Annotated in this window: 23 protein-coding genes; 14 read left to right on the top strand and 9 right to left on the bottom strand. The window is 73.2% G+C overall.

The window, feature by feature from the left end; translation table 11 throughout:
• Window positions 1-126: 126 nt before the first annotated feature.
• The 4 genes from Q7L73_RS11775 to Q7L73_RS11760 are packed head-to-tail and all read left to right on the top strand — an operon-like array spanning window position 127 to window position 5,552.
• A complete protein-coding gene (locus Q7L73_RS11775; protein ID WP_304689956.1) occupies window positions 127-2,247 on the top strand; it encodes a PKD domain-containing protein in 2,121 nt (706 codons plus the stop codon).
• Between the two features lie 37 nt (window positions 2,248-2,284).
• On the top strand, window positions 2,285-2,737 hold the full coding sequence (locus tag Q7L73_RS11770; protein WP_304689954.1) for a helix-turn-helix transcriptional regulator: 453 nt from the start codon (window positions 2,285-2,287) through the stop codon (window positions 2,735-2,737).
• Between the two features lie 10 nt (window positions 2,738-2,747).
• Window positions 2,748-3,161, top strand: coding sequence for a VOC family protein (locus Q7L73_RS11765; RefSeq protein ID WP_304689953.1), 414 nt, complete (start codon window positions 2,748-2,750; stop codon window positions 3,159-3,161).
• 6 nt (window positions 3,162-3,167) lie between these two features.
• Window positions 3,168-5,552, top strand: coding sequence for an excinuclease ABC subunit UvrA (locus Q7L73_RS11760; protein ID WP_304689952.1), 2,385 nt, complete (start codon window positions 3,168-3,170; stop codon window positions 5,550-5,552).
• Here the strand turns inward: Q7L73_RS11760 and Q7L73_RS11755 are convergent.
• Window positions 5,549-6,214: an MBL fold metallo-hydrolase gene (locus Q7L73_RS11755; protein ID WP_304689951.1), complete on the bottom strand. Its 666-nt coding sequence runs from the start codon at window positions 6,212-6,214 to the stop codon at window positions 5,549-5,551. The genes Q7L73_RS11760 and Q7L73_RS11755 overlap by 4 nt on opposite strands.
• Window positions 6,215-6,267: 53 nt before the next feature.
• Between Q7L73_RS11755 and Q7L73_RS11750 the strand changes: the two genes are divergently transcribed.
• Together Q7L73_RS11750 and Q7L73_RS11745 are read left to right on the top strand one after the other, a co-directional pair.
• Window positions 6,268-6,876 carry a TetR/AcrR family transcriptional regulator gene (locus Q7L73_RS11750; RefSeq protein ID WP_304689950.1) on the top strand — a complete coding sequence of 203 codons (609 nt, stop codon included), beginning with the start codon at window positions 6,268-6,270 and terminating at the stop codon, window positions 6,874-6,876.
• 151 nt (window positions 6,877-7,027) lie between these two features.
• Entirely contained in the window at window positions 7,028-8,821 is a 1,794-nt protein-coding gene (locus tag Q7L73_RS11745; protein ID WP_304689948.1) for a hypothetical protein, read from the top strand.
• A gap of 60 nt (window positions 8,822-8,881) precedes the next feature.
• On the opposite strand, the gene Q7L73_RS11740 is transcribed toward Q7L73_RS11745, so the two are convergent.
• The 3 genes from Q7L73_RS11740 to Q7L73_RS11730 are packed head-to-tail and all read right to left on the bottom strand — an operon-like array spanning window position 8,882 to window position 10,303.
• A complete protein-coding gene (locus Q7L73_RS11740) occupies window positions 8,882-9,289 on the bottom strand; it encodes a hypothetical protein (RefSeq protein ID WP_304689947.1) in 408 nt (135 codons plus the stop codon).
• Window positions 9,290-9,334: 45 nt separating this feature from the next.
• Entirely contained in the window at window positions 9,335-9,721 is a 387-nt protein-coding gene (locus Q7L73_RS11735; RefSeq protein ID WP_304689946.1) for a hypothetical protein, read from the bottom strand.
• A 15-nt stretch (window positions 9,722-9,736) separates the two neighbouring features.
• Window positions 9,737-10,303 (bottom strand): helix-turn-helix domain-containing protein, encoded by a 567-nt coding sequence (locus Q7L73_RS11730; protein WP_304689944.1) that lies wholly within the window; start codon window positions 10,301-10,303, stop codon window positions 9,737-9,739.
• A 29-nt stretch (window positions 10,304-10,332) separates the two neighbouring features.
• On the opposite strand from Q7L73_RS11730, the gene Q7L73_RS11725 reads away from it, so the two are divergent.
• A complete protein-coding gene (locus Q7L73_RS11725; protein ID WP_304689942.1) occupies window positions 10,333-10,959 on the top strand; it encodes a DsbA family protein in 627 nt (208 codons plus the stop codon).
• Window positions 10,960-11,000: 41 nt separating this feature from the next.
• Here the strand turns inward: Q7L73_RS11725 and Q7L73_RS11720 are convergent, their stop codons facing one another.
• The 4 genes from Q7L73_RS11720 to Q7L73_RS11705 form a co-directional block, all read right to left on the bottom strand.
• On the bottom strand, window positions 11,001-12,599 hold the full coding sequence (locus Q7L73_RS11720; RefSeq protein ID WP_304689941.1) for a chitinase: 1,599 nt from the start codon (window positions 12,597-12,599) through the stop codon (window positions 11,001-11,003).
• Window positions 12,596-15,106 (bottom strand): glycosyltransferase family 2 protein, encoded by a 2,511-nt coding sequence (locus Q7L73_RS11715; protein WP_304689940.1) that lies wholly within the window; start codon window positions 15,104-15,106, stop codon window positions 12,596-12,598. The genes Q7L73_RS11720 and Q7L73_RS11715 overlap by 4 nt, the downstream gene beginning before the upstream one ends.
• A gap of 101 nt (window positions 15,107-15,207) precedes the next feature.
• Window positions 15,208-15,990, bottom strand: coding sequence for a thioredoxin domain-containing protein (locus Q7L73_RS11710; RefSeq protein WP_304689938.1), 783 nt, complete (start codon window positions 15,988-15,990; stop codon window positions 15,208-15,210).
• 43 nt (window positions 15,991-16,033) lie between these two features.
• The gene (locus Q7L73_RS11705; protein WP_304689937.1) at window positions 16,034-16,687 is read right to left on the bottom strand and encodes a response regulator transcription factor; all 654 of its coding nucleotides are present in this window, start codon (window positions 16,685-16,687) and stop codon (window positions 16,034-16,036) included.
• Between the two features lie 97 nt (window positions 16,688-16,784).
• Here Q7L73_RS11705 and Q7L73_RS11700 point away from each other — a divergent pair, with 97 nt between their 5' ends.
• The 6 genes from Q7L73_RS11700 (at window position 16,785) to Q7L73_RS11675 (ending at window position 22,912) form a co-directional block, all read left to right on the top strand.
• Window positions 16,785-17,633: an alpha/beta fold hydrolase gene (locus Q7L73_RS11700; protein ID WP_304689935.1), complete on the top strand. Its 849-nt coding sequence runs from the start codon at window positions 16,785-16,787 to the stop codon at window positions 17,631-17,633.
• 62 nt (window positions 17,634-17,695) lie between these two features.
• Entirely contained in the window at window positions 17,696-17,863 is a 168-nt protein-coding gene (locus Q7L73_RS11695; protein ID WP_304689933.1) for a hypothetical protein, read from the top strand.
• A gap of 7 nt (window positions 17,864-17,870) precedes the next feature.
• The gene (locus Q7L73_RS11690) at window positions 17,871-18,899 is read left to right on the top strand and encodes a putative zinc-binding metallopeptidase (protein WP_304689931.1); all 1,029 of its coding nucleotides are present in this window, start codon (window positions 17,871-17,873) and stop codon (window positions 18,897-18,899) included.
• Window positions 18,900-18,942: 43 nt separating this feature from the next.
• Window positions 18,943-19,473: a hypothetical protein gene (locus Q7L73_RS11685; RefSeq protein WP_304689929.1), complete on the top strand. Its 531-nt coding sequence runs from the start codon at window positions 18,943-18,945 to the stop codon at window positions 19,471-19,473.
• Between the two features lie 153 nt (window positions 19,474-19,626).
• Window positions 19,627-21,867 (top strand): metallophosphoesterase, encoded by a 2,241-nt coding sequence (locus Q7L73_RS11680; protein WP_304689927.1) that lies wholly within the window; start codon window positions 19,627-19,629, stop codon window positions 21,865-21,867.
• Between the two features lie 106 nt (window positions 21,868-21,973).
• On the top strand, window positions 21,974-22,912 hold the full coding sequence (locus Q7L73_RS11675; protein WP_304689925.1) for an ankyrin repeat domain-containing protein: 939 nt from the start codon (window positions 21,974-21,976) through the stop codon (window positions 22,910-22,912).
• Window positions 22,913-22,928: 16 nt separating this feature from the next.
• On the opposite strand, the gene Q7L73_RS11670 is transcribed toward Q7L73_RS11675, so the two are convergent.
• Complete coding sequence (locus tag Q7L73_RS11670; RefSeq protein WP_304689923.1) at window positions 22,929-23,870, bottom strand: diguanylate cyclase; 942 nt, start codon at window positions 23,868-23,870, stop codon at window positions 22,929-22,931.
• Window positions 23,871-23,938: 68 nt separating this feature from the next.
• On the opposite strand from Q7L73_RS11670, the gene Q7L73_RS11665 reads away from it, so the two are divergent.
• The gene (locus tag Q7L73_RS11665) at window positions 23,939-24,775 is read left to right on the top strand and encodes a PhzF family phenazine biosynthesis protein (protein WP_304689921.1); all 837 of its coding nucleotides are present in this window, start codon (window positions 23,939-23,941) and stop codon (window positions 24,773-24,775) included.
• The last annotated feature ends 19 nt before the right edge of the window (window positions 24,776-24,794 follow it).

Below are 24,794 nucleotides of genomic sequence, written 5' to 3'. Positions count from 1 at the left end.
TCAACTCAAGAATGGGTGCGGGCGGTCGACCAACCGGTGTGCACGCCCGCCCGTCGCACCCGCCGGGCGGTCATCGCTCGGCCGGAAACCTGTCCGGCCTGGCGCGCGCGGAGTACGATGCGGCGCGTGTCCTGGCCCCGCCGCTCCCTGATCGTCGCCGTCGTCGCGTTCGCCTCAGCAGCGCTCGCGCCGGTCGCCGCTGACGCCGCCCCCGCCCTCAGCCCGCCGGTGTCGATCGACAGCACGATCGACCGCTCCTTCGACGTGCCGAGCACGACCGCGCTCGCGGTCGGCGTCTCCGACGGCGGCGACGCGATCGCCGCCTGGCGCGGCGGCGGCAGCGTGACCGGCGCCGTCAAGCTCGCGCTCTGGAGCGCGTCCGCGTCCGCGCCGGTCGTCGTCGACGGCGGTCTCGGCAGCGACCCCGACGTCGCGATGGCGCCCGACGGCCACGCGCTCGCCGCTTGGACCGGCTCCGACGGCAGACTGCGGGTCACGACGCGTCAGCCGCGCGGCGGCTTCGCGGCGGCGACGGCGATCGACCGGCCGGGCGACTTCGACCCGGGCATCTGGGGCACGCCGTCGGTCGCGCTGCGCACGGACGGCAGCGGCCTCGTCGCTGTCCCCACCTGCCTCGTCATAGGCTCGTACTCGGACCAGGTCCTGCGCGTCTTCGAGGTCACCTCCGGCGGCACGGTCCTCACCAGCGACCAGCAGCCCGATTCGCACTGGTCCGGCAACGGCGGCTGTCCGGCACAGGTCGGCGTCGCACGCGCGGCAGCCGGAGAGGGCGGACGCGCGAGCGCGACGCTCTGCCTCCCCGGTTCGGACGTCTGCTTCCTCGCGATCCGCAACAGAGCGGACGCGCCCTGGACGGTCGACGGCATCGACGGGACGCCGTACGGATCCGGCAGCGACGCCGCCGCGCCGGTCGTCACCGCCGGCGGCGCGACGATCGTCGTCTGGCGCGTCGGCGCGAGACTGCTGACGGCGGTCGGGAGCGACGCCGGCGCGATGAACATGGGGGTGACGGTCGCCGACGCCCTCGGCGGGATCGCGGCGCCCGCGCTGGTCCCGCTCGGCGGCGACGCGCTGCTGCTGTCCCAGCTGAGACTCGGCGACGGCAGCCAGCAGGCGATCGAGCGTCCGCTGTTCGCGACCGGCTCGCTCGGCGACCTCGCGGAGGTCGGGGCGCCCAGCTATCAGCCGTCGGCGCCCTACGCCGACCCGCACGCCGCGACCTGGCCCGACGGCAGCGGCCTGATCGCGCTCGCGGCGCAGACGAGCGCGAGAGCGACGCCCTCGCTGTCGCTGCAGCAGCGCTCGCTCGGCGGCACGCTCACGCCGGTCGAGGCCGGCGCGCAGACGCGCGCGGTGACGCTGCCGCGCGTCGCGGTCGCCGGCACGGCGGCGCAGCCGTTGGCGCTCGTCGCGACACGTGAGGCGCCCGCGAGCGGCCCCGCGACGATCGTGCTGCGGCGGCTCGACGGCGCCCCGCCGCGGCTGACGCTGACGGTGCCGCCGACCGCGACCGCCGGCAGACCGGTCCAGCTGCGGGCGAACGTCAGCGACATGAGCGGGCCGGTGACCGTCGGCTGGAGCTTCGGCGACGGCGGCACCGCCCAGGGCGCCGAGGTCGACCACACCTTCGCCACGCCGGGCGCGCGCACCGTCGTCGTGACGGCGACCGACGCCGTCGGCAACGCCAGCGGCGCGAGCGCGACGATCGACGTCGTCGCGGCGCCGCCCGGCGGCGGAGGCGGCGGCGACCGCACCGCGCCGGCGCTCGCCGGCGTGCGCCTGTCGGCGACCCGCTTCCGCGCCGGCAGAGGCAACACGGCGCTGTCGGCACGGGCGAGCAGCGCCCGCGCAGCCGCGCCCGCACCCCCGAGCGCCCGCGCCGCGGCCAGAAGACGCCGCCGCACGAGCACGCCGAGCGGCACGACGATCCGCCTCAGCAGCTCCGAGGCGGCGACCGTGAAGATCGCCGTCGTGCGCGTCAGAAGCGGCCGCAAGCAGCGCGGCAAGTGCCGCGCGGGCGCGCGCAGAGGCAGACGCTGCACGCTCCGCACGACCGTCAAGACGTTCGCGCGCGGCGTCCGCGGCGGCGCCAGCTCGATCCCCTTCAGCGCTCGCTTCGGCGGCCGCGCGCTGCCGGCCGGCAGCTACGAGCTGCAGCTCGTGGCGACCGACGCCGCCGGCAACCGCGGCAGAGCGAGAACGGTCAAGTTCACGCTCGTGCGCTGACGCCCGCGCGCAGATCCGATGTGACACGATCGGACACGTGAGCAGCAGAGCGAGAGCGGCCGCGGAGCAGCAGCGCCTGCGCGACCTGGCGCTGCTGCGGCGCGTGCGCGACCGGATCGATCGCGAGTACGCGCAGCCGCTCGACGTCGAGGCGCTCGGGCGCGCGGTCGGCATGTCGGCCGGCCACCTCAGCCGCCAGTTCAAGGCCGCCTACGGCGAGCCGCCGTACAACTACCTGATGACGCGCCGGATCGAGCGCGCGATGGCGCTGCTGCGGCGCGGCGACCTGAGCGTCACCGAGGTCTGCTTCGAGGTCGGCTTCAGCTCGCTGGGCACCTTCAGCAGCCGCTTCGCGCAGCTCGTCGGAGTGCCGCCGAGCGTCTATCGCGAGCAGGCGGCGGGGGAGCTGAGCGGGGTCGCGCCGTGCGTCGCCAAGCGCGTCACCAAACCGATCAGAAATCGAGAAGCGCACCCCGCCACCCGTGCCTAGAGTGGCCGCCATGGACATCACGATCTTCCAGGCCATGCTCCCGCACAACGATGCGGCCGAGACGACGGCCTTCTACCGCGACACGCTCGGCTTCGAGATCCGCAACGACGTCGAGTACAACGGCATGCACTGGATCACGGTCGGGCCGCCGAACCAGCCCGGCACGTCGATCGTGCTCTACCCGCCGCAGGCCGACCCGGGCGTCACCGAGGCCGAGCAGAGAACGATCGCCGAGATGATGGCGAAGGGCACCTACGCCAGCCTCAACCTCGCCACGACCGACGTCGACGGCACCTTCGAGAAGCTGCAGGCCGGCGACAGCGGCGAGGTCGTGCAGGAGCCGACCGATCAGCCGTACGGCGTGCGCGACTGCGCCTTCCGCGACCCCGCGGGCAACCTCCTCCGAATCCAGCAGGTGAGCTGAACCACGATGGCTACGACGGAAACGCCGGCGTCGAGCACCCACGCCGCTGACAGCCACGACCTGATCCGCGTGCTCGGCGCGCGCGTCAACAACCTCAAGGACGTCAGCGTCGACCTGCCCAAGCGGCGGCTGACCGTCTTCACCGGCGTTTCCGGCTCGGGCAAGTCCTCGCTCGTCTTCAGCACGATCGCGGCCGAGTCGCAGCGGCTGATCAACGAGACCTACAGCTCGTTCGTGCAGGGCTTCATGCCGACGCTGGCGCGGCCCGACGTCGACGTGCTGGAGGGGCTGACGACGGCGATCATCGTCGACCAGCAGCGGCTCGGGGCCGACCCGCGCTCGACCGTCGGCACCGCGACCGACGCCAACGCGCTGCTGCGGATCCTCTTCAGCCGCCTCGGCAGACCGCACATCGGCTCGCCGAGCGCGTTCGCCTTCAACGTCCCGTCGGTCAGAGCGAGCGGCGGCATCACCGTCGAGCGCGGCGGCAAGACGAAGACCGAGAGAGCGAGCTTCAACCGCCTCGGCGGCATGTGCCCGCGCTGCGAGGGCCGCGGCGCGGTCACCGACTTCGACCTGACCGCGCTGTTCGACGCCGACAAGTCGCTGAACGAGGGCGCGATCACGATCCCCGGCTACAGCATGGAGGGCTGGTACGGGCGGATCTTCCGCGGCTCCGGCTTCTTCGACGCCGACAAGCCGATCGGGAAGTTCAACAGAAGAGAGCGGTACGACCTGCTCCACAAGGAGCCGACGAGAATCAAGGTCGAGGGGATCAACCTCACCTACTCGGGCCTGATCCCGTCGATCCAGAAGTCGTTCCTGTCGAAGGACGTCGACGCGCTGCAGCCGCACATCCGCGCGTTCGTGGAGCGGGCGGTCACCTTCACCACCTGCCCCGACTGCGACGGCACGCGGCTGGCGCCGGAGGCGCGCTCCTCGAAGATCGGCGGGATCAACATCGCCGACGCCTGCGCGATGCAGATCACCGACCTGGCCGAGTGGGTGCGCGGGCTCGACGAGCCGTCGGTCGCGCCGCTGCTGGAGTCGCTCGGCGAGACGCTCGACTCGTTCGTCGAGATCGGGCTCGGCTACCTGTCGCTGGAGCGGCCGTCGGGGACGCTGTCGGGCGGCGAGGCGCAGCGGACGAAGATGATCCGCCAGCTCGGCTCATCGCTGACCGACGTCACCTATGTCTTCGACGAGCCGACGATCGGCCTCCACCCGCACGACATCCAGCGGATGAACGAGCTGCTGCTGCAGCTGCGCGACAAGGGCAACACCGTGCTCGTGGTCGAGCACAAGCCGGAGGCGATCGCGATCGCCGACCACGTCGTCGACATCGGCCCGCGCGCCGGCTCGGCCGGCGGCGAGATCGTCTTCGAGGGCACCGTCGCGGGCCTGCGCGAGGCCGACACGCTGACCGGGCGGCATCTGGACGACCGCGCGGCGCTGAAGGACTCGCTGCGGAGCGCCTCGGGCGCGCTCAGAATCCGCGGCGCATCGACCCACAACCTGCGCGACGTCGACGTCGACATTCCCCTCGGCGTGCTGTGCGTCGTGACCGGCGTCGCCGGCTCGGGCAAGTCGTCGCTGATCCACGGCTCGGTCGCCGGCGGAGAGGGCGTCGTCGCAGTCGACCAGGCGCCGATCCGCGGCTCGGGCCGCTCCAACCCGGCGACGTACACGAGACTGCTGGAGCCGATCCGCAGAGCGTTCGCGAGAGCCAACGGCGTCAAGCCGGCGCTCTTCAGCGCGAACTCCGAGGGCGCCTGCCCGGTCTGCAACGGCGCCGGCGTGATCTACACCGACCTCGGCATGATGGCCGGCGTCGAGACCGTCTGCGAGGAGTGCGAGGGCAAGCGCTTCCAGGCGTCGGTGCTGGAGTACGAGTTCGGCGGCAAGAACATCAGCGAGGTGCTGGCGATGCCGGTCGTCGAGGCGCTCGACTTCTTCGGCTCCGGCGACGCGAGAACGCCGGCCGCGCACAGAGTGCTGGAGCGGCTGCGCGACGTCGGGCTCGGCTACATCGCGCTCGGCCAGCCGCTGACGACGCTCTCCGGCGGCGAGCGCCAGCGGCTGAAGCTGGCCGTCCACATGGGCGACAGAGGCGGCGTCTACGTGCTCGACGAGCCGACGACCGGCCTCCACCTCGCCGACGTCGAGCAGCTGCTCGCGCTGCTGGACCGGCTGGTCGACGCCGGCAAGTCGGTGATCGTGATCGAGCACCACCAGGCGGTGATGGCGCACGCCGACTGGATCATCGACCTCGGCCCCGGCGCCGGCCACGACGGCGGCGACGTCGTCTTCGAGGGGACGCCGGCGTCGCTCGTGGAGGCGCGCGCGACGCTGACCGGCGAGCACCTGGCGGAGTACGTCGGCGCCGCCTAGTCCGGCAGCCCCGCCGCGAAGCGGGTGAGGGCGGTGGGGTCGCGGGAGGGCGGGCCGTGGCCGAAGCAGACGACGGCCGGTTCGAGGGCGGCGAGGCGGCGGATCTGGGTGCGGTTGAGGGCCGGGTCGAGCGTGAAGCGGGCGGGCGGCTCGTGGAGGCCGGGGCGGCTCGTGACGGGGTGCTGGCCGAAGAGGACGTCGGCGGCGATCAGGGTGCGGTCGGACTCGCGCCAGAGCGAGATCAGGCCGGGCGCGTGGCCGGGCGTCTCCAGCACGGTGAAGGAGCCGACGCGGTCGCCCTCGCGCAGGCGGGTCGCGACCGGCGCGGCCGGGCCGGCCCAGTTGCGCAGCTGCCAGCGGGTGAGCGGGTTGACCGGCGCGCGGTCGCGCAGGTCGCCGGACGCGATCGCGTCGGCGTCGGCGTGGCCGGCCAGGATCGGCAGGCCCAGCTCGCGCGCGAGCGCGGCGCTGGCGCCCTGGTGGTCGGCGTGGGCGTGGGTGATCACGTGGCCGGCGAGCCGCTCCCCGGCGAGCTGGCGGATGATCCGCCGCCGCGCCCAGCGGGTCGCGGCGTCGACGACGTAGCCGTCCGCGAGGTAGACGTTGAAGGCGTGGCGCGGCGTGCCGCGCAGCAGCTGAAGTCCGTCGGCGATTCTCTCCATACAGGGGTGTACGGTAGCACGGCTCCAAACAGGGGTGTACGGTTTGGCGCGCGATGGCGAAGGCGGCGAAGGCGAGCGACGGCGGCGACGCGGCCCGCGCGGGTGACGAGCGGCTCGACCGCGAGGCCTGGATCGCCGCCGGGCTCGACGCGCTCGAAGAAGGCGGCACCGACGCGGTCAGCGCCTCCGCGCTGGCGAAGCGGCTCGGCGTCACGCGCGGCAGCTTCTACTGGCACTTCGCCAGCCGCGACGAGCTGCTCCGCGCCGTGCTCGAACGCTGGGAGCGCGACCACTCCGACGCCGTGCTCGACGCGCTCGCAGCCGTCGCGGATCCGCGCGAGCGGCTGCGGCTGCTGCTCGACGCCGCCACCTCGAAGCCGCCGTCGCTGTTCATCCGCCTGCTCGCGGCGCAGACGCGCGAGCCGCTCGCCGCCGAGATCCTCAACCGCTCGCGCGGCCGCCGCGTCGACTTCCTCGCGCGCGCTTTCCGCGACACCGGCCTCGCGCCCGCCGCCGCTCGCCGCCGCGCGCTCGCCGTCTACGCCGCCTACGTCGGCCTCGCCCAGCTCGTCAGCGCCGACGAGACGCTGCTCGCCGGCCGCGAGCGGAGTGCCTTCGCGCGCGAGCTGGCGGCGATGCTCGTGCCGCCGCACGCCCCCTGACTGCCGGGGCGCCCGAGCGGCTCGGTCGCGGCACCGGCAGCGGTTCGACCAGATCGGTCGTCAGAACGAAGACCGTGACGGTCCGCAGACAGGGCGGTCAATAGTGGGTACGGCGGCCGAAACGGGCGTGTCCGCGTGGTAGATCTGCGCGGTGCCCCGAATCTCGCTCTCCGCCACTCTGCTGCTGGTCGTGCTCGCGCTGAGCGCCGCCGCCGCGCGCGCCGACGTCGCGCCCCAGTACTTCGACCTGCCCGTCGGCCACCCGGCGGCGGGCGGGATCGCGGCAGACGCCGACGGCGACGTCTGGCTCGGCAGCGGCAGCAGATCGGACGCGCCGGAGCTGGCGCGGCTGCGCGTCGCGACGGGCGCGGTCGAGCTGTACCCGACGCCGAAGCTGCCCGACGTCGGCTGCTGCGCGAACCTCGTCCGCAGCCTCACCTTCGAGCCGTCGAGAAGAAAGATCTGGTTCTCGCAGGCCGATGGCATCGTCGGCACCGCCAACCCGGCGGCGACCGTGCCCGGCACCAGCACCGGCTTCGAGGCGGTGCTGCTGCGGACACAGCTGAACAACGTGGCCAGAAGCGCCTTCTCGCCTGACGTCGCGGACCTCGCCGCCGACCCGAGAGGCAGCGGCACGGTCTGGTTCACCGAGCGCAGCACGACCAACGTCGACCCGTTCCCGGGTGCGCGGATCGGTTCGATGAGCAACGCCGCCGGGGTTCCGTTCGAGTACGCGAACATCGCCGTGCAGGGCACGTCGAGATCGATCGACAGCCTCCGTTACGACGCCCAGCCGGCCGGGATCGCGGTCGGGCCGGACGGAAAGCCGTGGTTCGCGGAGTCCGACCCCGGCAACCCCGGCTGGCGGCTGGCGACGCCGAGAAGCGCGACCGTGTACGACGAGATCTCGCTGCCGTGCGGCGTCGGCGCGCCCTGCTCGGGCTCCTATACGGGCACCGGCGTCACCGACGTCGCGGTCGGTGCGGACAACGCGCTCTGGTTCACGAACGAGCTGAGAAGAGAGATCGGCCGCCTCTCGCCGGACCGTTCCAGCTTCAAGGCGTACCGGCTCGCGGACATCGACCCGGCGCTCGCCGCGGGCCGCCCGTTCGCGGTCACGACCGCCTCCGACGGGACGATCTGGGCCGCGATCTACGGCGGCTACTCGAGCGCGGCGGCGAACGCGATCGTCAAGATCACGCCGCAGACGAGAGAGGACGCGGACGCCGGCTTCAACGTCTGGAGACTCGGCTTCGAGCGTCAGCCGCTGGCGGTCACCGACGACCGTCGCGGCAACATCTGGTTCTCGGTCAGCGCCATCTCCAGCACGACGGCGAGCAGCTTCGGCCGGCTTGCGGGCGTCGTCGGCGGCGGCACTCCGGACCCGGGCAACAGAGATCCGGGCGGCGGCGTGACGCCTCCCGGCGGAACGCCGGCGACGCCGGTCCCGCCGCCGAGAACGGTCCGCGCGACCGCCACGCCGCCCGGCAGACCGACCGTCAGCGGCGACACGGCGACGATCGACCAGATCTGCGTCGGCCCGCCCGAGGACAAGTGCTCGCTCGTCTACATCATCTCGGCGCACGAGTACGTGACCGGCTTCCCGAACACGAGAACCGACGACCGCGACCGCGGAACCCGCGCGCTCGCGAGCGCCTCAGCCGCCGCGAAGAAGAAGCCGACGAAGAGAGCCGCCAGAAGAAGAACGCGCGCGCTGATCCTCGGGCAGAAGTTCGTGACGCTGAAGGGCGGGCAGAGAGCGAAGGTCAGAGTCACGCTCAACGCAGCCGGCAGAAGGCTGCTGAAGAGATCGGGCAAGCTGACGCTCTACTTGACGGCGACGCAGAGAGGCGCCGACGGCGTCGGCAAGCGCATCAAGGCCGTCAAGGTGACGTTCAGAGCGAAGAGAGCCGGCAGAAGAGCGCCGGCGAAGAAGCGGCGCTGAGCGGCGTCGGGCGGCGGGGCCAGGCGCGGCGGGCGGGCGGCGCCGCGCTGCGTGCCGGCGTCAGGCGCGGGCGCCGACCTGGCCGACGGCGCCCGTCAGGCCCACGCAGCCGACACAGCCGACGCAGCCCGTGCAGTTGACGCAGCCGATGCAGCCGACGCAGCCCACGCAGCCGACGTTGCCGATCCCGGCGACGACGCCGAGCGAGCCGACGACGCCGATGCTGAGCGCCACGCCGAGGCTGCCGACGACGACCGAGGAGCCGCCGACGGCGGCGCTGCTGAGGACGCCCGAGGCGCCGGCGACGCCCGCGGAGCCGACGACGCCGGCCGCGCCCGCGACGCCGGCCGAGCCGACGACGCCGATCGCGTTCGTCACGCCGGCCGAGCCGACGATCCCAGACGAGTCGGCGACCGCCGCCGACTCCCACACCCGCTCGTCGCCGTTCGCGCCCGCGTGCTCAGTCATGGCGACACCGTATCGAGCGGTCGCGCGCCGTCAACCGCGGCGGCGTCAGCCGAACAGCACGAACGTGACGCGGCGGCCGGGCGCGGTGGCGGTGACGGTCCGCTGCGGCGTGCAGCCGGCGCACGGCGCCTGCGAGCGCAGCGTGTAGTCGCCGATCCGGCGCGGGACGCGGTTGCGGTCCAGCAGCGCGACGGCCGCTCTGCGCGCGAGCGAGCGCGCGGCGCGGCAGCTTGCGCCGTCGGCGCGCAGCTTCGAGACCGTGACCGCGTAGGTGACGCCGTCCTCGTGTCTGCTCGGCGACAGGCCGCGGACGCTGCAGCTGGCCGGGTCGGCCTTGGCGGCGGCCGCGACGTCGGCGGCGGCGAAGGCGGGCAGGGCGGCGGCGAGCGCCGCGCACAGCCCGCGGATGACGGTGCCAGTCGAACTCTCCATGCGCCGCAACGTATCTCAGTGCAGCGGGCTGTGCGAGAGCAGGAGCAGCAGCCGGGCCGGTCTGCGCTCGGCCTCGAGCTGGAAGGGGACGGTCGCGGGGCAGGAGAGCCAGTCGCCGGCGTCGAGCTGGCTGATCTGCCCCGCCGGGCCGGCGACGACGCTGCCGGCGAGCACGTGCAGCGCGCGGCTGCCGGCCGCCGCCGGCTCCAGCTCCCGCCGCTCGCGTTCCGCGAGCGTCAGCTCCCAGACGCTCGTCGTCGCCTCGGTCGCGAGCGTGTCGAGCCGGCGGGCGGGACCGCCGGGCCCGCGCGGCGTGGGCGGCGAGCTGGCGCGGACGATCGTCGGCGCGGCGACGGCCGGCGCGGCGAGCAGCTCGGCGGGGGAGACGCGCAGCGCCGCGGCGATCGCGCTGACGGTGTCGATCGTCGCGTTGCCCTGGCCGCGCTCGATCCCCGACAGCGTCGCCTTGCCGACCCCGGTCGCGGCCGCCAGCTGCGACAGCGACAGCCGCGCCGCGATCCGCAGCCGGCGCACGTTGGCGGCCAGCGCGGCGTGCGTCGCCGCTCGATCGGATGCACTCATACCGAACATATCGTACGGTATGTCGAACGATGACCGAACACGAGGACTCCACGCGCGAAGCGGCGCTCGCGCCGACCGCGGGCGAGGCGGTGCTGTACGTCGACGTCGGCTCGCCGTACGCCTACCTCGCCGCTGAGCGCGCCGCCGCCGTGCTCGGCGCGGCGCCGCGGCTGCAGCCGGTCCTGCTCGGCGGGCTCTTCAAGCTGACCGGGCGCAGCTCGTGGGCGCTCGGGGACGCCGCCCGCCGCAACGCCGGGATGGCCGAGATCGAGGCGCGGGCGCTGCGCTACGGGCTGCCGCCGCTGCGCTGGCCGGAGCCGTGGCCGGGCGACTACCTGCGCCCGATGCGCGTCGTCACGGCCGCGTGGCTGCGCTCGCCGGCGGCCGGCGAGGCGGTGCTGCGCGCCGGCTTCCGGCGGATGTTCGTCGCCGGCGAGGACCTCGCGCAGGAGCACGTCCTGCGCGCCGCGACAGCCGACGCCGGCCAGGATCCCGGCGAGCTGCTCGCCGCCGCCGCGACCGCGCCCGTCAAGCAGGCGCTGCGCGACTGGACCGGCGCCGCCCACGCCCGCGGCGTCTTCGGCGTCCCCACGCTGGCGCTCGGCGAGCGCCTGCTGTGGGGCGACGATCGCCTCGACGAGGCCGCGCCGCGCTGACGCCGCCCGCCGCGCCCGCCCTGCGCCGAGCCGCCGCCGACCTACTCGGTCGGCGCCGGCTCGCCCGGGATGCGGTAGAGCGGCTTCCAGGGGGAGGGGGTCCCGTTCGGGCCCGGCTCGCCCGGGACGTCGCCCTGCGTGTACCACTGCGCGGAGTACGGCAGGCCTCTGTAGAGGACCTTGTTGCCGGCCGTGTAGACGGCGCCGGCGCTCCACTTCGGGTGGGTGCCGGCCGGCAGCGTCGGGATTCTCGGCGCGCGGTCGGTCTTCAGCACGGGGCCGATCAGCCGCCACGGGTTCTGGCCCGCGGGGACGTTCTGGGCGTCCGGCGTCTGGCCCTGCGAGAACCACTTGGCGACGTAGACGGCGCGGTGCCAGACGACCTTGTAGCCCTCGCGGTAGGCCTGCTCGGGCTGCCAGATCGGGTACGGGCTTCTGGCCGGGTCGTCGGCCGTGGAGGAGTCGCTGCTCACCTCCGGCAGCAGGTCTCTGGTCGTGACCGACGAGGCTGCCGCGCCGACGCTGCCGCGCAGCTTCGCGAACGCTCTGGAGAAGGCGAGCGGCTTCTGTCTGACGCCGGAGCAGGTGTTGGAGTGCTGGCCGATCACGGCGAAGGTCGCGCCGCACTGCTGGTCGCGGTTGAGCGACCAGATCGCGGCGCGCCCGAGGCCGTGGTCGAGCGCGTACTGCGCGACCGTCTCGGCGTCCTCGACCGAGACGCGCTCGCCGGCGACGTCGTTCTGGCCGATCATGATCGTCACGCCGACCTTGCGCCAGACGTTGCGCGTGTTGAGCGACAGGCCGGCCTGCGCGAAGACCGCCGCGAGCTGCTCGCGCGTCGCCTTCGTCGCCGACAGGATCGCGCCGCGCATGTCCTTCGCCGCCGACTCGACGCCGAAGTCCATCGCCATGATGTTCACGCCGGCGAGGTCGACTCTCGCGTCGAGCATCGCGCGCACGACCGCGAGCGCGTCGTCCTGGAGGCCGTCGGGGGTGACCGGCAGCGTCAGCCAGACGGCGAGCCTGCCGTCTCTGGCGCGGATCTCGTCCTGCAGCGCCTTGACCGCCTCGGCCCGGCGCGTGTTCGCGGCCGTGTCTCTGAGCGCGTCGCCCTCGACGTCGAAGTCGACCGTGTCGGCGTCGTAGCGCTCGATCGTCTCCGCGTACGCCTGCTTCAGCTCGTCCGCGGAGGAGCAGGCGACCGCCAGCTCGTCGTTGGCCTGGCCGCCGAAGGAGATGATCGCGTCACGGCCCTGGCCGCGCAGCTGCGCGACGCGGCGGTCGAGGTCGAGCGCGACGGCCGCCTCGTCGAGCGTGTGGTAGGCGCCCCACGTCGGCGTGCAGCGCTGGTCATCCTCTCTGCCGGCGACGACGAAGCCGAGCACGGCGTTGCCGGCAGGGTTGGCGGAGGGGTCCTGGAAGGCGATCGTCGGCGTCAGCGTCGCGTCGACGTAGGGCGCGAACCACGGCCCTCTGCCGCCCTTCACCTTCGCCATCGCCGGGTCGGTCCTGGTCACCTCGCGGATGCCGTAGGCACCGCCGGCGACGAGCGCGACGATCAGCAGCGCGACCAGCACGCGCAGCGGCGAGATGCTCGGTCTCGGCTCGTCGGGGAGCGAGGCGGGGTCGATCGCGCTCACGTGAGCTCCTCCAGCTCAGGATCGGTCGGGGCCGGCAGCACGTCGGCGGCCGGGGCGATGTCGTCGGACGGCAGGTCGCCTGCGCGGCGCAGCGGGTGCGGCCCGGAGGCGATCGCGTCCTCGGCGGTGCCGGACGGGCGGTCGGTCGCGCGGCGGCCCATGTAGGTCGCGACGTCGGTCTCGCGGCGGCCGGGGCCTCTGCGGCGGTCCGGTCCGTCACGGCGGTCGGCGGGGCTGCCGTCGCGGCGCGAGGTGGAGCGGCGCTCGCCGCGGCGGACGCCGTCGGCGGGCGCGTACGCGAGCGTCTGCGACCAGTGCGCGGGCTGCGGCGCGGCGGCCGCGCGGCGCGCGGCGCGGCGGGCGCGCCGGCTCTGCTTCTGCGGCTTGCAGAGCCACGAGAGGACGTTCGTCCAGACGTCGACGATCGAGTGGCCGACGCCGATGTAGGCGACGATCGCGTACGTCGCGGTGGCGGCGTTGAGGCCGGCCAGCGCGACGTTGACCCAGCGGTCGCGACCGAGGTCCATCGTCAGCGTCCAGATCGAGAAGGCGACGAAGACGTAGGGCAGCACGATGAAGCTGAGGCCCGGCGTCGTGCGGCTGCGGACCTTCGGCGTGCGCTTGAAGGCCGGTCGCCCGCCGACCAGCAGCTGCAGCAGCGAGGCGCCGACGCCGGCGAGGTTCACCCCCAGCAGCACGAGGTTGAAGCCGTACAGCCCGAAGACGTCCGAGCGCCGGTAGCCGCAGTGCTTCAGGTCGATCGCCATCATCAGGAAGTAGGGGATCGAGATCAGCAGCACGAGCGGGCTGATCAGGCGGTCGTTGAACTGGTAGAGCAGCAGGAACAGCAGCGCCGTCGAGGACCACGCGATCGACGCCATGTAGTTGATCCGCAGGAACAGCTCGCCCAGCCGCGTGCGCTCGCCGCGCGCGCGTCTGGCCTTCAGCTGGCGCCACAGCGCGGGCAGGATCAGCAGGCCGCCGTTGGCCCAGCGCTGGCGCTGGATCGCGAGCGCGCCGAAGTCGGGCGGGGTCGCCGAGTAGCTGAGCCGCTCGGGGTAGTTGAGCAGTCTCCAGCCGTGGACGCCGAGGTCGATGCTCGACTCGGTGTCCTCGATCACGGTGCGGTCGGAGATGTAGCGCGTGATCGCCCAGTCGCCGTCGTGGCTGACGTCGGCGAGGTCGTCGATCGCGGCCTTGCGCAGGATCGCGTTGGCGCCGACCCAGAAGGTCGCGTCGTAGTGCGTCATCCCCTGGTGGACCATGTACTGCAGGTCGGTGGTCGCGCCGGCCATCCGCTCGAGCCGCGTCGTCGCGCCCGGGAAGGAGGTGTAGGGCGCCTGCGCGACGGCGACCTTGACGTGCTCTCTGCGCTCCAGCAGGTGGACGATCCGCAGGCAGTACTCGGGCAGCAGCAGCGAGTCGGCGTCGAGCGTGAGGATGTAGTCGGGGTTGCGGACCGCGATGTCGGGCTCGTGGTCGGTCTTCAGCAGCGCTATGCCGCCGCCGGGGACGGCGATCTCTCTGTACTCGCCGCCCATCAGCCCGATGTAGCTGTTGAGGTTCATCGCCTTGTTCGGCTCGTGCGAGAGCGACACGTAGCGCTTGCGCTGGAAGCCGTTGATGCGCGCGCCGAAGGTCCACATCAGCCGCCGCAGCATGAAGCGCAGCTGGCGCTCGGTCAGCGCCTCGCCGTCGGCGGCGGCGGCGCGCAGCGCCTCGGCGGAGCCGCTCATGTCGTCGGCGAGCGTCAGCAGCACCCTGTCGACGAAGAACTGGTCGGTGTGGTCGGCGATCTCGTAGGCGGCGGCGTAGTCGCGCAGCCACTGTGAGGCGGCGTCGTACTCGACGGCGACCTCGAGCACGTCCTCGGGCGTCGACTCGCGCCCCTCGATGAACGTCGTGTCGAACAGGTCGAGCGCGTCGTGGACGCGCTGCTTCGGGACCGCCAGCAGCGCCATGATCTGCTCCGGCAGCGCCTGCGCCGACTGCAGCATCTCGGCCGCGCGCCGGTACTTCGGCGTCGGCGGGTCGTCGATCAGCAGCGTCACCTCGAGGTCGGGGTACTCCTGCAGCGCCGCCGACAGGACCGTCATCCGGTTGACGCGCTCGTCCTCCTGGTAGGAGGGGATCAGCACGTTCAGCTTCGGCGCCCCGCCCTCGGCCGTCTGGCCCAGCTCGGTGCGGGTCGCGCGGCGGTGACTGCGGGTGCGCGAGTAGTAGCCAAGACGCGTCGTCAGGTAGGCGAGCGCGGAGCACGCCAGCAGCGTCATGATCGCCATGTAGCTGATCGTCGCCAGCCCCAGCGACGGGCGGTCGGGGGAGCCGGTGATCGAGGTTCGCGTCAGCGTGGTGACGATGAACAGCACCCAGCCGATCACCGTCACGACGATCGCGAGCTGTCCGATCAGCATCGTGCTCTCGGACGCGACGGGCGCCACGACCGGCAGCGCTCTGCGTCTGTCACTGCCCCATTGCCGCTTCGGCTTGTTCGACTTGGATCGCATCGAACCAGGTCATCGGCAGGGCTCAACAGATGGTTTAGGGCTCCTGGCGCACCGTTGAGCAAAACGTTCATGCGCGCTGCCGATGCACCGCTTTCAGGCCGTCATCCTCCTGACAGATTGCTCAGTGCGCCGTCGATCGCGGCGCTGAGCCCGGCGAGCGTCTCGCCGCCGGGGACGGGGAAGACGAAGCCGTCGGTCTCGCCGACGAGCAGCGTCGGCGTTCCGGTCACTCTGTAGTCGGCGGCGATCGCTCTCGCCTGCTTCAGCTGCCGGTTGACGCGTCTGTCGCCGCGGTCGGCGAGCGCGCGCTCGGTCGCGAGGCCGGGCACGCCGGCGCCGATCCGGCGCAGCAGCTCGTCGGTCACCCAGCCGCTGTTCTCGGCGCCCTGGTGGCGGTAGAGCAGGTCGACGACGTCCCACAGCTTGTCCTGCAGGCCCGCCGCGCCGGCGAACTGCGCGCCGCGGATCGAGTCGGTGCCGAGGAAGGCGACGTCGCGCAGGACGACCTTGGCGCGGCCGTCGCGCACGTAGTGGTCGACGACGTGCGGCAGCACTCTGAGCCAGAACGCCTTGCAATAGGGGCACTGCACGTCGGCGAACAGGACGACCGTCACCGGCGCGTCATGCGCGCCCAGCTCCAGCCCCTGCTGCGGGATCCCGCGCAGCCGCCGCTCGGTCGCCTCGGCGCCTGAGACCGGTCTCACCGGCACGCCCTCGGCCGCCGCCGCGGCCGCCAGCGAGCCCGGCTTCGCAGTCGTGCTCGTGCGCACGCCGCCGGCGCCGCCGGCCGTCTGGTCGTCGTTGCCGCCGCAGCCGGCGAGGCCGCCGACCGCGAGCGCCGCCGCCAGTGCGAACGCGACGGCCTTCCCCTCGATGCCCTTCATCCCCGATCCCCCGATCTGATGTCGACGGGAGGATTCTCGCAGCTCAGCCGCCCGCGTCGACGAGGCCGTGGTCGAGCGCGTAGCGGACCAGCTCGGCGCGGGTCGAGCGGCGGATCTTCTGCTGGATGTGGGCGCGGTGGGACTCGACCGTGCGGACGCTGAGGTAGAGCTGGGCGGCGATCTCGCTGTTGGTGTGGCCGAGCGCGATCAGCCTCAGCACCTCCAGCTCGCGCTCGGTGAGGTCGTCGGGCGGGCCGCTTGGAGCCGGCTCGGCGGCCATCTTCGCGCCCAGCTCGGGGTTGAGGTAGGTGCGGCCGCCGTGCGCCAGGCGGACCGCCTGCACCAGCTCGTCGTCGGCCGCCTCCTTCAGCACGTAGCCGCGCGCGCCGCCGCGCAGCGCCTCGCGCGCGAAGGCCGGGTCCTGCTGCATCGTCAGCACGACGATCGCCGTCTGCGGATGGTCGGCGACGAAGCGCGGGATCGCGCTCAGGCTCTGCTCGCCCGGCATGTTGAGGTCGAGCACGATCACGTCCGGTCTGTGGACGAGCAGCGCGCGGCCGGCGGCGGGGATGTCGCCGGCCTCGGCGACGACGGTGATGTCGGGCTCGGCGTCGAGCACCAGGCGCAGGCCGGTGCGGACGACGCGGTGGTCGTCGGCGAGCACGACGCGGATCTCCTCGGCAGCGGCGTCTGACATCGCGTAGACGATAGGCGCGGCGACGGTCGCCGTGCAGCGCGCAAGCTCCGGTCACTGCTCCGTAGTTGTCCGCAGGCGCGCTAGCGTCAGCGGGACGATGGACTCTCGCGCCGCAGCCCCGCCGCCCGAGCAGGTCACCTCCGCCGACGGCACGCGGATCGCCTACCGCCGCCTCGGCAGCGGCCCGGCGGTCGTCGCGCTGCACGGCGGGCTCGGCTCGTGGCGCAGCTGGGAGGCGGTCGCGCGCCAGCTCGCCGACCGCTTCGAGTTCCTGCTCGTCGACCGCCGCGGGCGCGGCGACAGCGACGACGGCGCACGAGCCCACACGCTCGCGCAGGAGGTCGCCGACACGCGCGCGGTGCTGCGCGCGGCCGGCCCCGGCGCGGCGCTGCTGGGCCACTCCTACGGCGGCGCGGTCGCGCTGGAGACGGCGCGCGTCGCGGCGCCGGGCGAGACCGGCGCGCTGCTGCTGTACGAGCCGGCGGTCGGGATCGACGGCGCGATCTCCGCCGAGCAGCTCGCGGCGCTGAACCAGTGCGTGCTCGACGGCGTGCCCGAGCAGGCGGTGCCGCTGTCGATGCGCGTGCTCGACAGCGCCGGCCTCGTCACCGCCGACGGCCCGCTCGCGACGCTGAAGATCAAGCCGACGCCGGCCTTCCGCCGCCTCGCCGCGACCGTCCCGCGCGAGATCGGCGCGGTCGCGACGCTCGGTCCCGGCCACATCGCCTCCTGCGGCGCGATCGCGCTGCCGACGCTGCTGCTCGTCGGCAGCGAGAGCCCGCCGCGCGCGCAGGCCAACTGCCACGAGCTGGCGGCGGTGCTGCCGGACGTGACGGTCGCGCCGCTGGACGGTCTCGGCCACGTCGCGCACACGACCGCGCCAGAGCGCGTCGCGGCCGCGATCGCCCCCTTCCTGACGGCGCACGCACAGCGGAGCACGAGATGACGCGCGCACGGCCGGGCGACCACCCGATGACTCGGGCCTCCGACAGGGCTACGCTGGACCGCATGGACCGAGACGAGCTGCGGCCGCTGCAGGCGCCGCTGAAGGAGCGCTACCGGGACGAGCCGGAGGCGGCGCTGGTGACGCTGCTGAAGCTGACCGAGCGCTACTGCGTCGTGCTGCAGACGCTCGCCCGCTCGCCCGAGCTGAGCGCGGAGCTGGCGGCGGCCTGACACTGCGATGCGCGTCTTCGCCTGCCCCCACTGCGCCCACGTCGTCCAGTTCGAGTCGACCTCGTGCGTCAACTGCGGCACCGCGCTCGCGTACGACCCGGTCGCGCGCACGATCGCGCGCGCCGACGGCGGCGCCGGCGCGCCCTGCGCCAACGCGCTGGTCGCCGCCTGCAACTGGCTCGCGCCCGCCCCCGGCGCGCTCTGTGCGAGCTGCCGCTTCACGCGCACGCGGCCGGCCGACGGCGATGCCGCCGGCCTCGCCGGCTTCGCGCTGGTCGAGGGCGCCAAGCGGCGGCTGCTGTTCGAGCTGAGCGAGCTGGAGCTGCCGCTGGCGCGCTGGGACGAGCGCGACGGCGGGCTCGGCTTCGACCTGCTGTCGAGCGCGTACGAGCCGGTCGTCACCGGCCACGCGGACGGGATCGTCACGATCGACCTGGCGGAGGCCGACCCGGTCCACCGCGAGCGGCTGAGGGTCCAGCTCGGCGAGCCCTACCGGACGCTGCTCGGCCATCTGCGCCACGAGGTCGGCCACTGGTACCAGACGGTGCTCGTCGCGCCCGGCTCGGAGAGAGAGGAGGCCTGCCGGCGCCTCTTCGGCGACGAGCGCGCCGACTACCAGGCGGCGATGAGCCGCCACTACGCCGAGGGGCCGCCGGCCGGCTGGAGAGAGCAGTTCGTCTCCGCCTACGCGACGATGCATCCGTGGGAGGACTGGGCCGAGACGTTCGCCCACTACCTGCACGTCAACGACGCGCTGCAGACGGCGGCGGCGTGGGGCGTGCGCGTCTCCGGCCCGCCGAGCGCCGTCACCTCGGCCGAGCCGCTGCAGTCGGACCCGGCCGACGCCGAGCGCGGCGGCGACCTGAGCGAGCGGCTGGAGGCGTGGATCCCGCTGACGCTGGCGCTCAACGCCGTCAACCGCAGCATGGGGGTCGAGGACCTCTACCCGTTCGTGCTCGGCCCGGCGGTCCAGCGCAAGCTGACCTTCGTCGACCAGCTCGTGCGCGCGGGAACGCCGCGCGGCGTTCACAACTAAAGCCCCCGGCGGTCACCACTCGGTCATAGGGTGACGCGCGATCATGCGCTCGTTCACCGTCACGCGCCGTCGCGGCGCGCTCCTGCTCTCCCTGTTGCTCGCCGTCATCGTTGCTGTCACCGTGACAATTGCCGTGCGCGGCGGTGACGCCGCGCCGGCGGCGGCCAACGTCGTCAAGGGCCCGCACTTCATCAACGCCGAGACGCCGGGCGTGCTCACGTTCGAGAACGGCGACTGCTTCCACGACCCCGCGATCAACGCGGCGATGGGCGAGCCGCGGCTGAACACGACCGGCTGCATCGGCTCCGAGAACGAGGTCTTCACCTTCGTCACGCTGAGAGACGGCGCATGGGATGCCAGACGCGTCACCGTCGAGGGCAGCGCCCTCTGTGAGCAGGTCTTTCGCGAGCTGTGGGGCAGACCGGGCTCGGGCCGCGCGCGGCTCGACGTCTACCCGGTGCTGCCGACGCAGCAGACGTGGGTCGAGCGCGATGACCGCAACGCGATGTGCGTCGTCTACTCGCACCTCGGCACCTTCACCGTCGACCCGATCACCGAGGGCGCTCCGGAGTGATATCGGCCGCGGGTGACGTTCACCCGTGAAGAGTCGGGGAACCTTTACCGGAACTTTACGAGGTTCCCGACCTGGTCAGTGAGGGTACCCGGCGGCGCGCAGCAGGAATTCGCTCGCCGTCCTCCCTCAATTATTTAGATCCAAGGAGAACGAGTGACCACTCGTCTCGCTTCATCGCTCGCCGCCGGCAAGATGCTGCGGCGGGCGCTCTCGGCGTGCGCCGTGGCGGCCACGCTGCCCGCCGTCGTCGCGCTTCCGGCGCAGGCTGCCGACACGCCCCAGTCGGCGATCGAGCGCTACGCGCCGTCGGTCGTCCCGGACCGCGTCGTGCTGATCCCGACCGCCGATCCGGCCCACAGCCAGAAGATCTCCTGGCGCTCTAACTCGGAGGCGCCGCAGGTCCAGTTCATCGAGGCGCCGGCTGCCTTCGGCGACACGATGCTGGACGGCCTCACGCCGATCGACGGCACCGACTACTCGAGAATCGTCACCGTCGGCGCCGACACGACGACGATGAACCCGAGAACGGGTTACCTGAACAACTACCACGCGGCTGAGCTGACCGGCCTGAAGCCGAACACGCGCTACGCCTACCGCGTCGGCGACGGCACCAACCCCAACGGCTGGCCCGTCACGAACTGGACGGCGTGGGAGGACTTCACCACCGCCGACGACAGCCTCAAGCCGTACTCCTTCATCTACTTCGGCGACGCGCAGAACTACATCGACTCCGCCGTCCCGCGCGTCTTCCACCAGGCGGTCCTCGACCGTCCGAAGTCGAAGCTGATGCTGCACGCCGGCGACCTCGTCAACGAGACGGGCGTCACCGACGCGAACATGCAGCGCCAGGAGCAGGAGTGGGGCCAGTGGTTCGAGGCCGGCGGCTACAACAACCAGACCCGCAACGTCCTCGCGATCCCGGGCAACCACGAGTACAACAGCTCGACGCAGATCTCGGCGTTCTGGAAGCCGCAGTTCCCGTTCCCGGCCAACGGCCCCAAGAACGCTGACGGCAGCGTCCTGGAGGCGGTCAGAAGCAGCGCGTACTACGTCGACTTCCAGGGCGTCCGCTACATCGCGCTCGACTCCAGCCCGCTCCAGAACGGCCCGGTCCAGACCGACGTCCTGACGGCGCAGACGAGATGGTTCGAGGAGGTCCTGAGCGACCCGAACCGTCCCAAGTGGACCGTCGTCACGTTCCACCACCCGGTCTACGCCGGCACCAGCTCGCGCAACAACCAGCTCGTGCGCGACAACTGGAACCCGCTGATCGACAGATACGGCGTCGACCTCGTCCTGCAGGGTCACGACCACGTCTACAACCGCGGCAACCAGATCAAGGACGACGACGCGCTCGACCCGACCAAGTCGCACGGCGCGGTCTACTCGATCTCGGTCTCCGGCGGCAAGATGTACGAGCTCAACGCCGGCCAGAACTGGGCCGACAACGGCGCCAGACTGCGCGTCAGAGCGAGCCACATCCAGCTCTACCAGCTGGTCGACGTCGCGCAGGACACGCTGACCTACCAGGCGCGCCTGGCCAACGGCAAGTTCTTCGACGGCTACAAGGTCGAGAAGTCCGGCGACAGATGGAACGGCGCCAAGACCGTCATCGACCTCAGAAACGATCCGGACGCGCCGAAGGCGACCAACGGGGACGCGCTGTCGACGAAGACGACGCTGGCCGCCGCCAAGTCGACGGTCGCCGTCGGCGAGCAGGTCGTGCTCGAGGCGCGCGTGGCGCAGAGAGCCGCCGGCCAGATCCAGTTCCTCGACGGCGCCGCCAAGCTCGGCGATCCGGTCGAGGTCGACGGCGGCGTCGCGACGTTCAAGACGAGCGTCCTGACGGCCGGCGCGCACGCGCTGACGGCCGCCTTCCTGCCGGCCGACGCCGGCGCCTTCGAGCGCTCCAGCTCGACGGGCGTCATCGTCCAGGTCGGCGACGGCACCCCGGGCGGCGGCATCCCCGGCCCCGAGGGTCCGAAGGGCGACAAGGGCGACGCCGGCGACAAGGGCGACAAGGGCGATCAGGGCACGCCCGGCGTCGCGGGTCCGACCGGCGCGACCGGCCCGGTCGGCGCGAACGGCGCCAAGGGCGACCAGGGCGCGAAGGGCGACCAGGGTGCCAGAGGCGCCAACGGCCGCGACGCGCTCGTGACGTGCAAGATCACCGGCTCCAGCACGGTCAGAGTGTCCTGCTCGGTCACTTACACCAACGGCGCGAGAGCCGCCTCGGCGTCCGCCAAGGCGCGTCTGGTGAAGCAGGGCAAGACCTACGCGAAGGGCCGCGTCGGCAACCTCAGAGCGACCCGCAAGGTCACGCGCGGCACGTACCAGCTGCGCATCGCCCAGAAGGGCGGCAAGCTGCTGACGGCGAAGGTGACCGTCCGCTGATTCACCCCGTCGGCTGAGCGACCTCCCGCCGCGGGCGCGACGCACCGCGCCCGCGGCGGCTCAGCGACACTGGACACGCCCGGCTGCGATCGGCGATGCTCCGTGAATGAGCGCGTTCGACGACGCCTGGGCACAGATCGAGGCCGGCGACCTCGACGGCCTCAGAGCGGCACTCGTGCGGCGGCCGGGACTGGTCGTCGCCAGCGGCGACAACGAGAACGATCTGCTCGCCTTCGCCGTCGCCCGGCGTGACGCGCGCGCGGCGGAGCTGCTGCTCGACCACGGCGCCAGCCCGGCGCACGTCAACGTCCACGGCTGGACCGCGCTGCATCAGGCCGCCTACGTCGGCGAGCCGGCGCTCGCCGAGCAGCTGCTCGACGCCGGCGCCCCGACCCACATGGAGGCGCGCGGGGAGGGCGGCACCGCGCTCGTCGTCGCGCTCTTCTGGGGCCACGCGAGAACGGCGGAGCTGCTCGCCGCCCGCGGCGGCGTCGCACCCGCGAACCTGCGCGTCGCCGCCGGCCTCGGCGACCAGCCGCTGCTGGACCGCCTGATCGCCGCCGACGGCACGCTCGCGCCGGCCGCCGGCAGCGCGCGCGAGTTCCACCGCCCGCACTCCGGCTTCCCCGGCTGGGAGCCGGCCGACGACGCCGCCGAGGTGCGCGACGAGGCGCTCGCGTGGGCGGCCCGCAACGGCCGCGTCGAGGCGCTGGAGCTGCTCGCCGCGCGCGGCGCGTCGCTCGACGCCGACGTCTACCGCGGCACCGCGCTCGCGTGGGCGGCCGCACGCGGCCGCGCCGAGGCGGTCAGAACGCTGCTGGCGCTCGGCGCCGACCCCGGCGCGCGCACCAGCTTCGGCGGTGACGGCCACGGCGAGCAGGCGACCGCACTCCATCTCGCCGCCGAGTCCGGCGACCGCGCGACGATCGCGGCGCTGCTCGACGCCGGCGCCGATCGCACCGCCCGCGACGCGCGCCACGACGCGACTCCGGCCGCCTGGGCCGAGCACGCCGGCCGCGCTGACGCCGCCGCGCTGCTGGCCTGACCGCGCCCCGCCGGAATCAGACCGCCGCGGCCTTGGCGTCGTAGAGGCGCCGGTCGGCGCGCGCCATGCAGGCTTGCAGCGGCTCGTCGGCCGGCCACGGCTCGAGGCCGTGGGTCCAGGCGAAGTCGTGGGCGGCGGCGAGGCGGGCGACGATCGCGGTGGCGTCGCGCGGGGCGGTCGCCGGCAGCAGCACGACGAACTCGTCGCCGCCGTGGCGGCCGAGCAGATCGCCCGGCCGCAGCGCGCTGCGCCAGGCGTCGGCCAGCTCGATCAGCACGCGGTCGCCGGCCGCGTGGCCGTCGCGGTCGTTGACGGCCTTGAAGCCGTCGAGGTCGATCAGCACGAGCGTCGGCGGCGTGCCGGTGCGGCGCGCGATCGCCTGCTCGCGGCGGGCGGCGCGCTCGAAGCCGGCGCGGTTGAGCGTGCCGGTGAGGGCGTCGGTCTCGGCCTGCGCGTGCAGCCGCTTGACGAGCCCGCCGACGACGGAGACGACGAGCCAGATCGTCGCGGTGATCACGAACCAGATCGTCACGCCGCCGTCGTGTCTGGCGATCAGCACGCCGATCGTGACGCCCGCCGTCGCCGCGGTCGCCCACAGACGGGCGTTGCGGCGGCTGTGGTGGAGCGTCACGTAGACGGTCACCCACGTCAGCACGAAGCCGGCGAGCAGCTCGCCGCCGGGCGATCTCGCGCCCGCGATCATCGCGCTCGCGGCGACGATCGCGACGATCGTGTTGCCGAGCAGCGCCCATTTCGGCATCCGCGCGCCGAGCAGCAGCAACAGCAGCGCGAAGCCGAAGGCGAGCGCCGCGAGCCCGAAGTCGACCGCGATCGGCGCGTCCTCGCTGACCGGGTCGATGCCGCCGAGCAGCGCGACGGTGCCGGCTGCGACGTCCATCACCATCAGCGTCGCGATCGCTATCGGGAGCGAGCGCCAACGTGCGCGGAGAATGCCCATCGATCTAGATGATCGGTTGTGCGCGCAACCGCTTGAACCTGGCATCCGCGCGCGCTAGCGTCGCGCGGATGAGCAGCAGCCGCCCGTTCGCGCAGGTCGACGTCTTCACCACCACACCGTACGCCGGCAACCCGGTCGCCGTCGTGCTCGACGGCGAAGGCCTCAGCAGCGAGGAGCTGCAGCGCGTCGCGCGCTGGACGAATCTGTCGGAGACGACCTTCCTGCTGCCGCCGTCGGACCCCGCCGCCGACTACCGCGTGCGGATCTTCACGCCGTCGCTGGAGCTGCCGTTCGCCGGTCATCCGACGCTCGGCAGCTGCCACGCCTGGCTGGAGGCCGGCGGCCGCCCGCGCGCCGGCGAGACGGTCGTGCAGGAGTGCGGCGCCGGGCTCGTGCCGGTGCGGCGGACGGCCGACGGGCTCGCCTTCCAGGCGCCGCCGCTGCTGCGCTCCGGGCCGCTGGAGCCGGAGCTGCTGGAGCAGGTCGTCGCGCTGCTGGGGATCGCCCGCGACGACGTCGTCGACGCGGCCTGGGCCGACAACGGGCCGGGCTGGGTCGCGCTGCTGCTGAAGGACGCGGAGGCGGTGCTGGCGCTGCGGCCGCCCGGCAGAGGGCTCGACGTCGGCGTCGTCGGGCCGCACCCGCCCGGCAGCGAGACGGCCTTCGAGGTGCGCGCCTTCTTCCCGGTCGACGAGGCGCTCGTCGAGGACCCGGTCACCGGCAGCCTCAACGCCTCGCTGGCGCAGTGGCTGCTGGGCAGCGGCCGCGCGACGGCGCCGTACGTGGCGGCCCAGGGAACCGCGATCGGCCGCGCCGGCCGCGTCCACGTGACGCAGGACGACGACGGCGCGATCTGGGTCGGCGGCGGCACCCGCACGCTCGTGCGCGGCAGCGTCGAGCTGTGACTCCACTCACAGTTTGATG

It is taken from the genome of Conexibacter sp. CPCC 205762, from assembly GCF_030646155.1.
Classification (GTDB): domain Bacteria; phylum Actinomycetota; class Thermoleophilia; order Solirubrobacterales; family Solirubrobacteraceae; genus Conexibacter.
The sequence above is the reverse complement of the archived record's forward strand: the minus strand, read 5'-3'. Positions and strand labels throughout refer to the sequence as shown.

What these genes read in the sequence shown, in the direction of transcription:
- Q7L73_RS11675 (WP_304689925.1), top strand. Translation starts at nt 21,974, where the DNA reads ATGAGCGCGTTCGACGACGCCTGGGCACAGATCGAGGCCGGCGACCTC.
- Q7L73_RS11690 (WP_304689931.1), top strand. Translation starts at nt 17,871, where the DNA reads ATGCGCGTCTTCGCCTGCCCCCACTGCGCCCACGTCGTCCAGTTCGAG.
- Q7L73_RS11725 (WP_304689942.1), top strand. Translation starts at nt 10,333, where the DNA reads ATGACCGAACACGAGGACTCCACGCGCGAAGCGGCGCTCGCGCCGACC.
- Q7L73_RS11740 (WP_304689947.1), bottom strand. Translation starts at nt 9,289, where the DNA reads ATGACTGAGCACGCGGGCGCGAACGGCGACGAGCGGGTGTGGGAGTCG.
- Q7L73_RS11685 (WP_304689929.1), top strand. Translation starts at nt 18,943, where the DNA reads ATGCGCTCGTTCACCGTCACGCGCCGTCGCGGCGCGCTCCTGCTCTCC.
- Q7L73_RS11750 (WP_304689950.1), top strand. Translation starts at nt 6,268, where the DNA reads ATGGCGAAGGCGGCGAAGGCGAGCGACGGCGGCGACGCGGCCCGCGCG.
- Q7L73_RS11705 (WP_304689937.1), bottom strand. Translation starts at nt 16,687, where the DNA reads ATGTCAGACGCCGCTGCCGAGGAGATCCGCGTCGTGCTCGCCGACGAC.
- Q7L73_RS11715 (WP_304689940.1), bottom strand. Translation starts at nt 15,106, where the DNA reads ATGCGATCCAAGTCGAACAAGCCGAAGCGGCAATGGGGCAGTGACAGA.
- Q7L73_RS11760 (WP_304689952.1), top strand. Translation starts at nt 3,168, where the DNA reads ATGGCTACGACGGAAACGCCGGCGTCGAGCACCCACGCCGCTGACAGC.
- Q7L73_RS11710 (WP_304689938.1), bottom strand. Translation starts at nt 15,990, where the DNA reads ATGAAGGGCATCGAGGGGAAGGCCGTCGCGTTCGCACTGGCGGCGGCG.
- Q7L73_RS11670 (WP_304689923.1), bottom strand. Translation starts at nt 23,870, where the DNA reads ATGGGCATTCTCCGCGCACGTTGGCGCTCGCTCCCGATAGCGATCGCG.
- Q7L73_RS11735 (WP_304689946.1), bottom strand. Translation starts at nt 9,721, where the DNA reads ATGGAGAGTTCGACTGGCACCGTCATCCGCGGGCTGTGCGCGGCGCTC.
- Q7L73_RS11665 (WP_304689921.1), top strand. Translation starts at nt 23,939, where the DNA reads ATGAGCAGCAGCCGCCCGTTCGCGCAGGTCGACGTCTTCACCACCACA.
- Q7L73_RS11765 (WP_304689953.1), top strand. Translation starts at nt 2,748, where the DNA reads ATGGACATCACGATCTTCCAGGCCATGCTCCCGCACAACGATGCGGCC.
- Q7L73_RS11755 (WP_304689951.1), bottom strand. Translation starts at nt 6,214, where the DNA reads ATGGAGAGAATCGCCGACGGACTTCAGCTGCTGCGCGGCACGCCGCGC.
- Q7L73_RS11700 (WP_304689935.1), top strand. Translation starts at nt 16,785, where the DNA reads ATGGACTCTCGCGCCGCAGCCCCGCCGCCCGAGCAGGTCACCTCCGCC.
- Q7L73_RS11730 (WP_304689944.1), bottom strand. Translation starts at nt 10,303, where the DNA reads ATGAGTGCATCCGATCGAGCGGCGACGCACGCCGCGCTGGCCGCCAAC.
- Q7L73_RS11695 (WP_304689933.1), top strand. Translation starts at nt 17,696, where the DNA reads ATGGACCGAGACGAGCTGCGGCCGCTGCAGGCGCCGCTGAAGGAGCGC.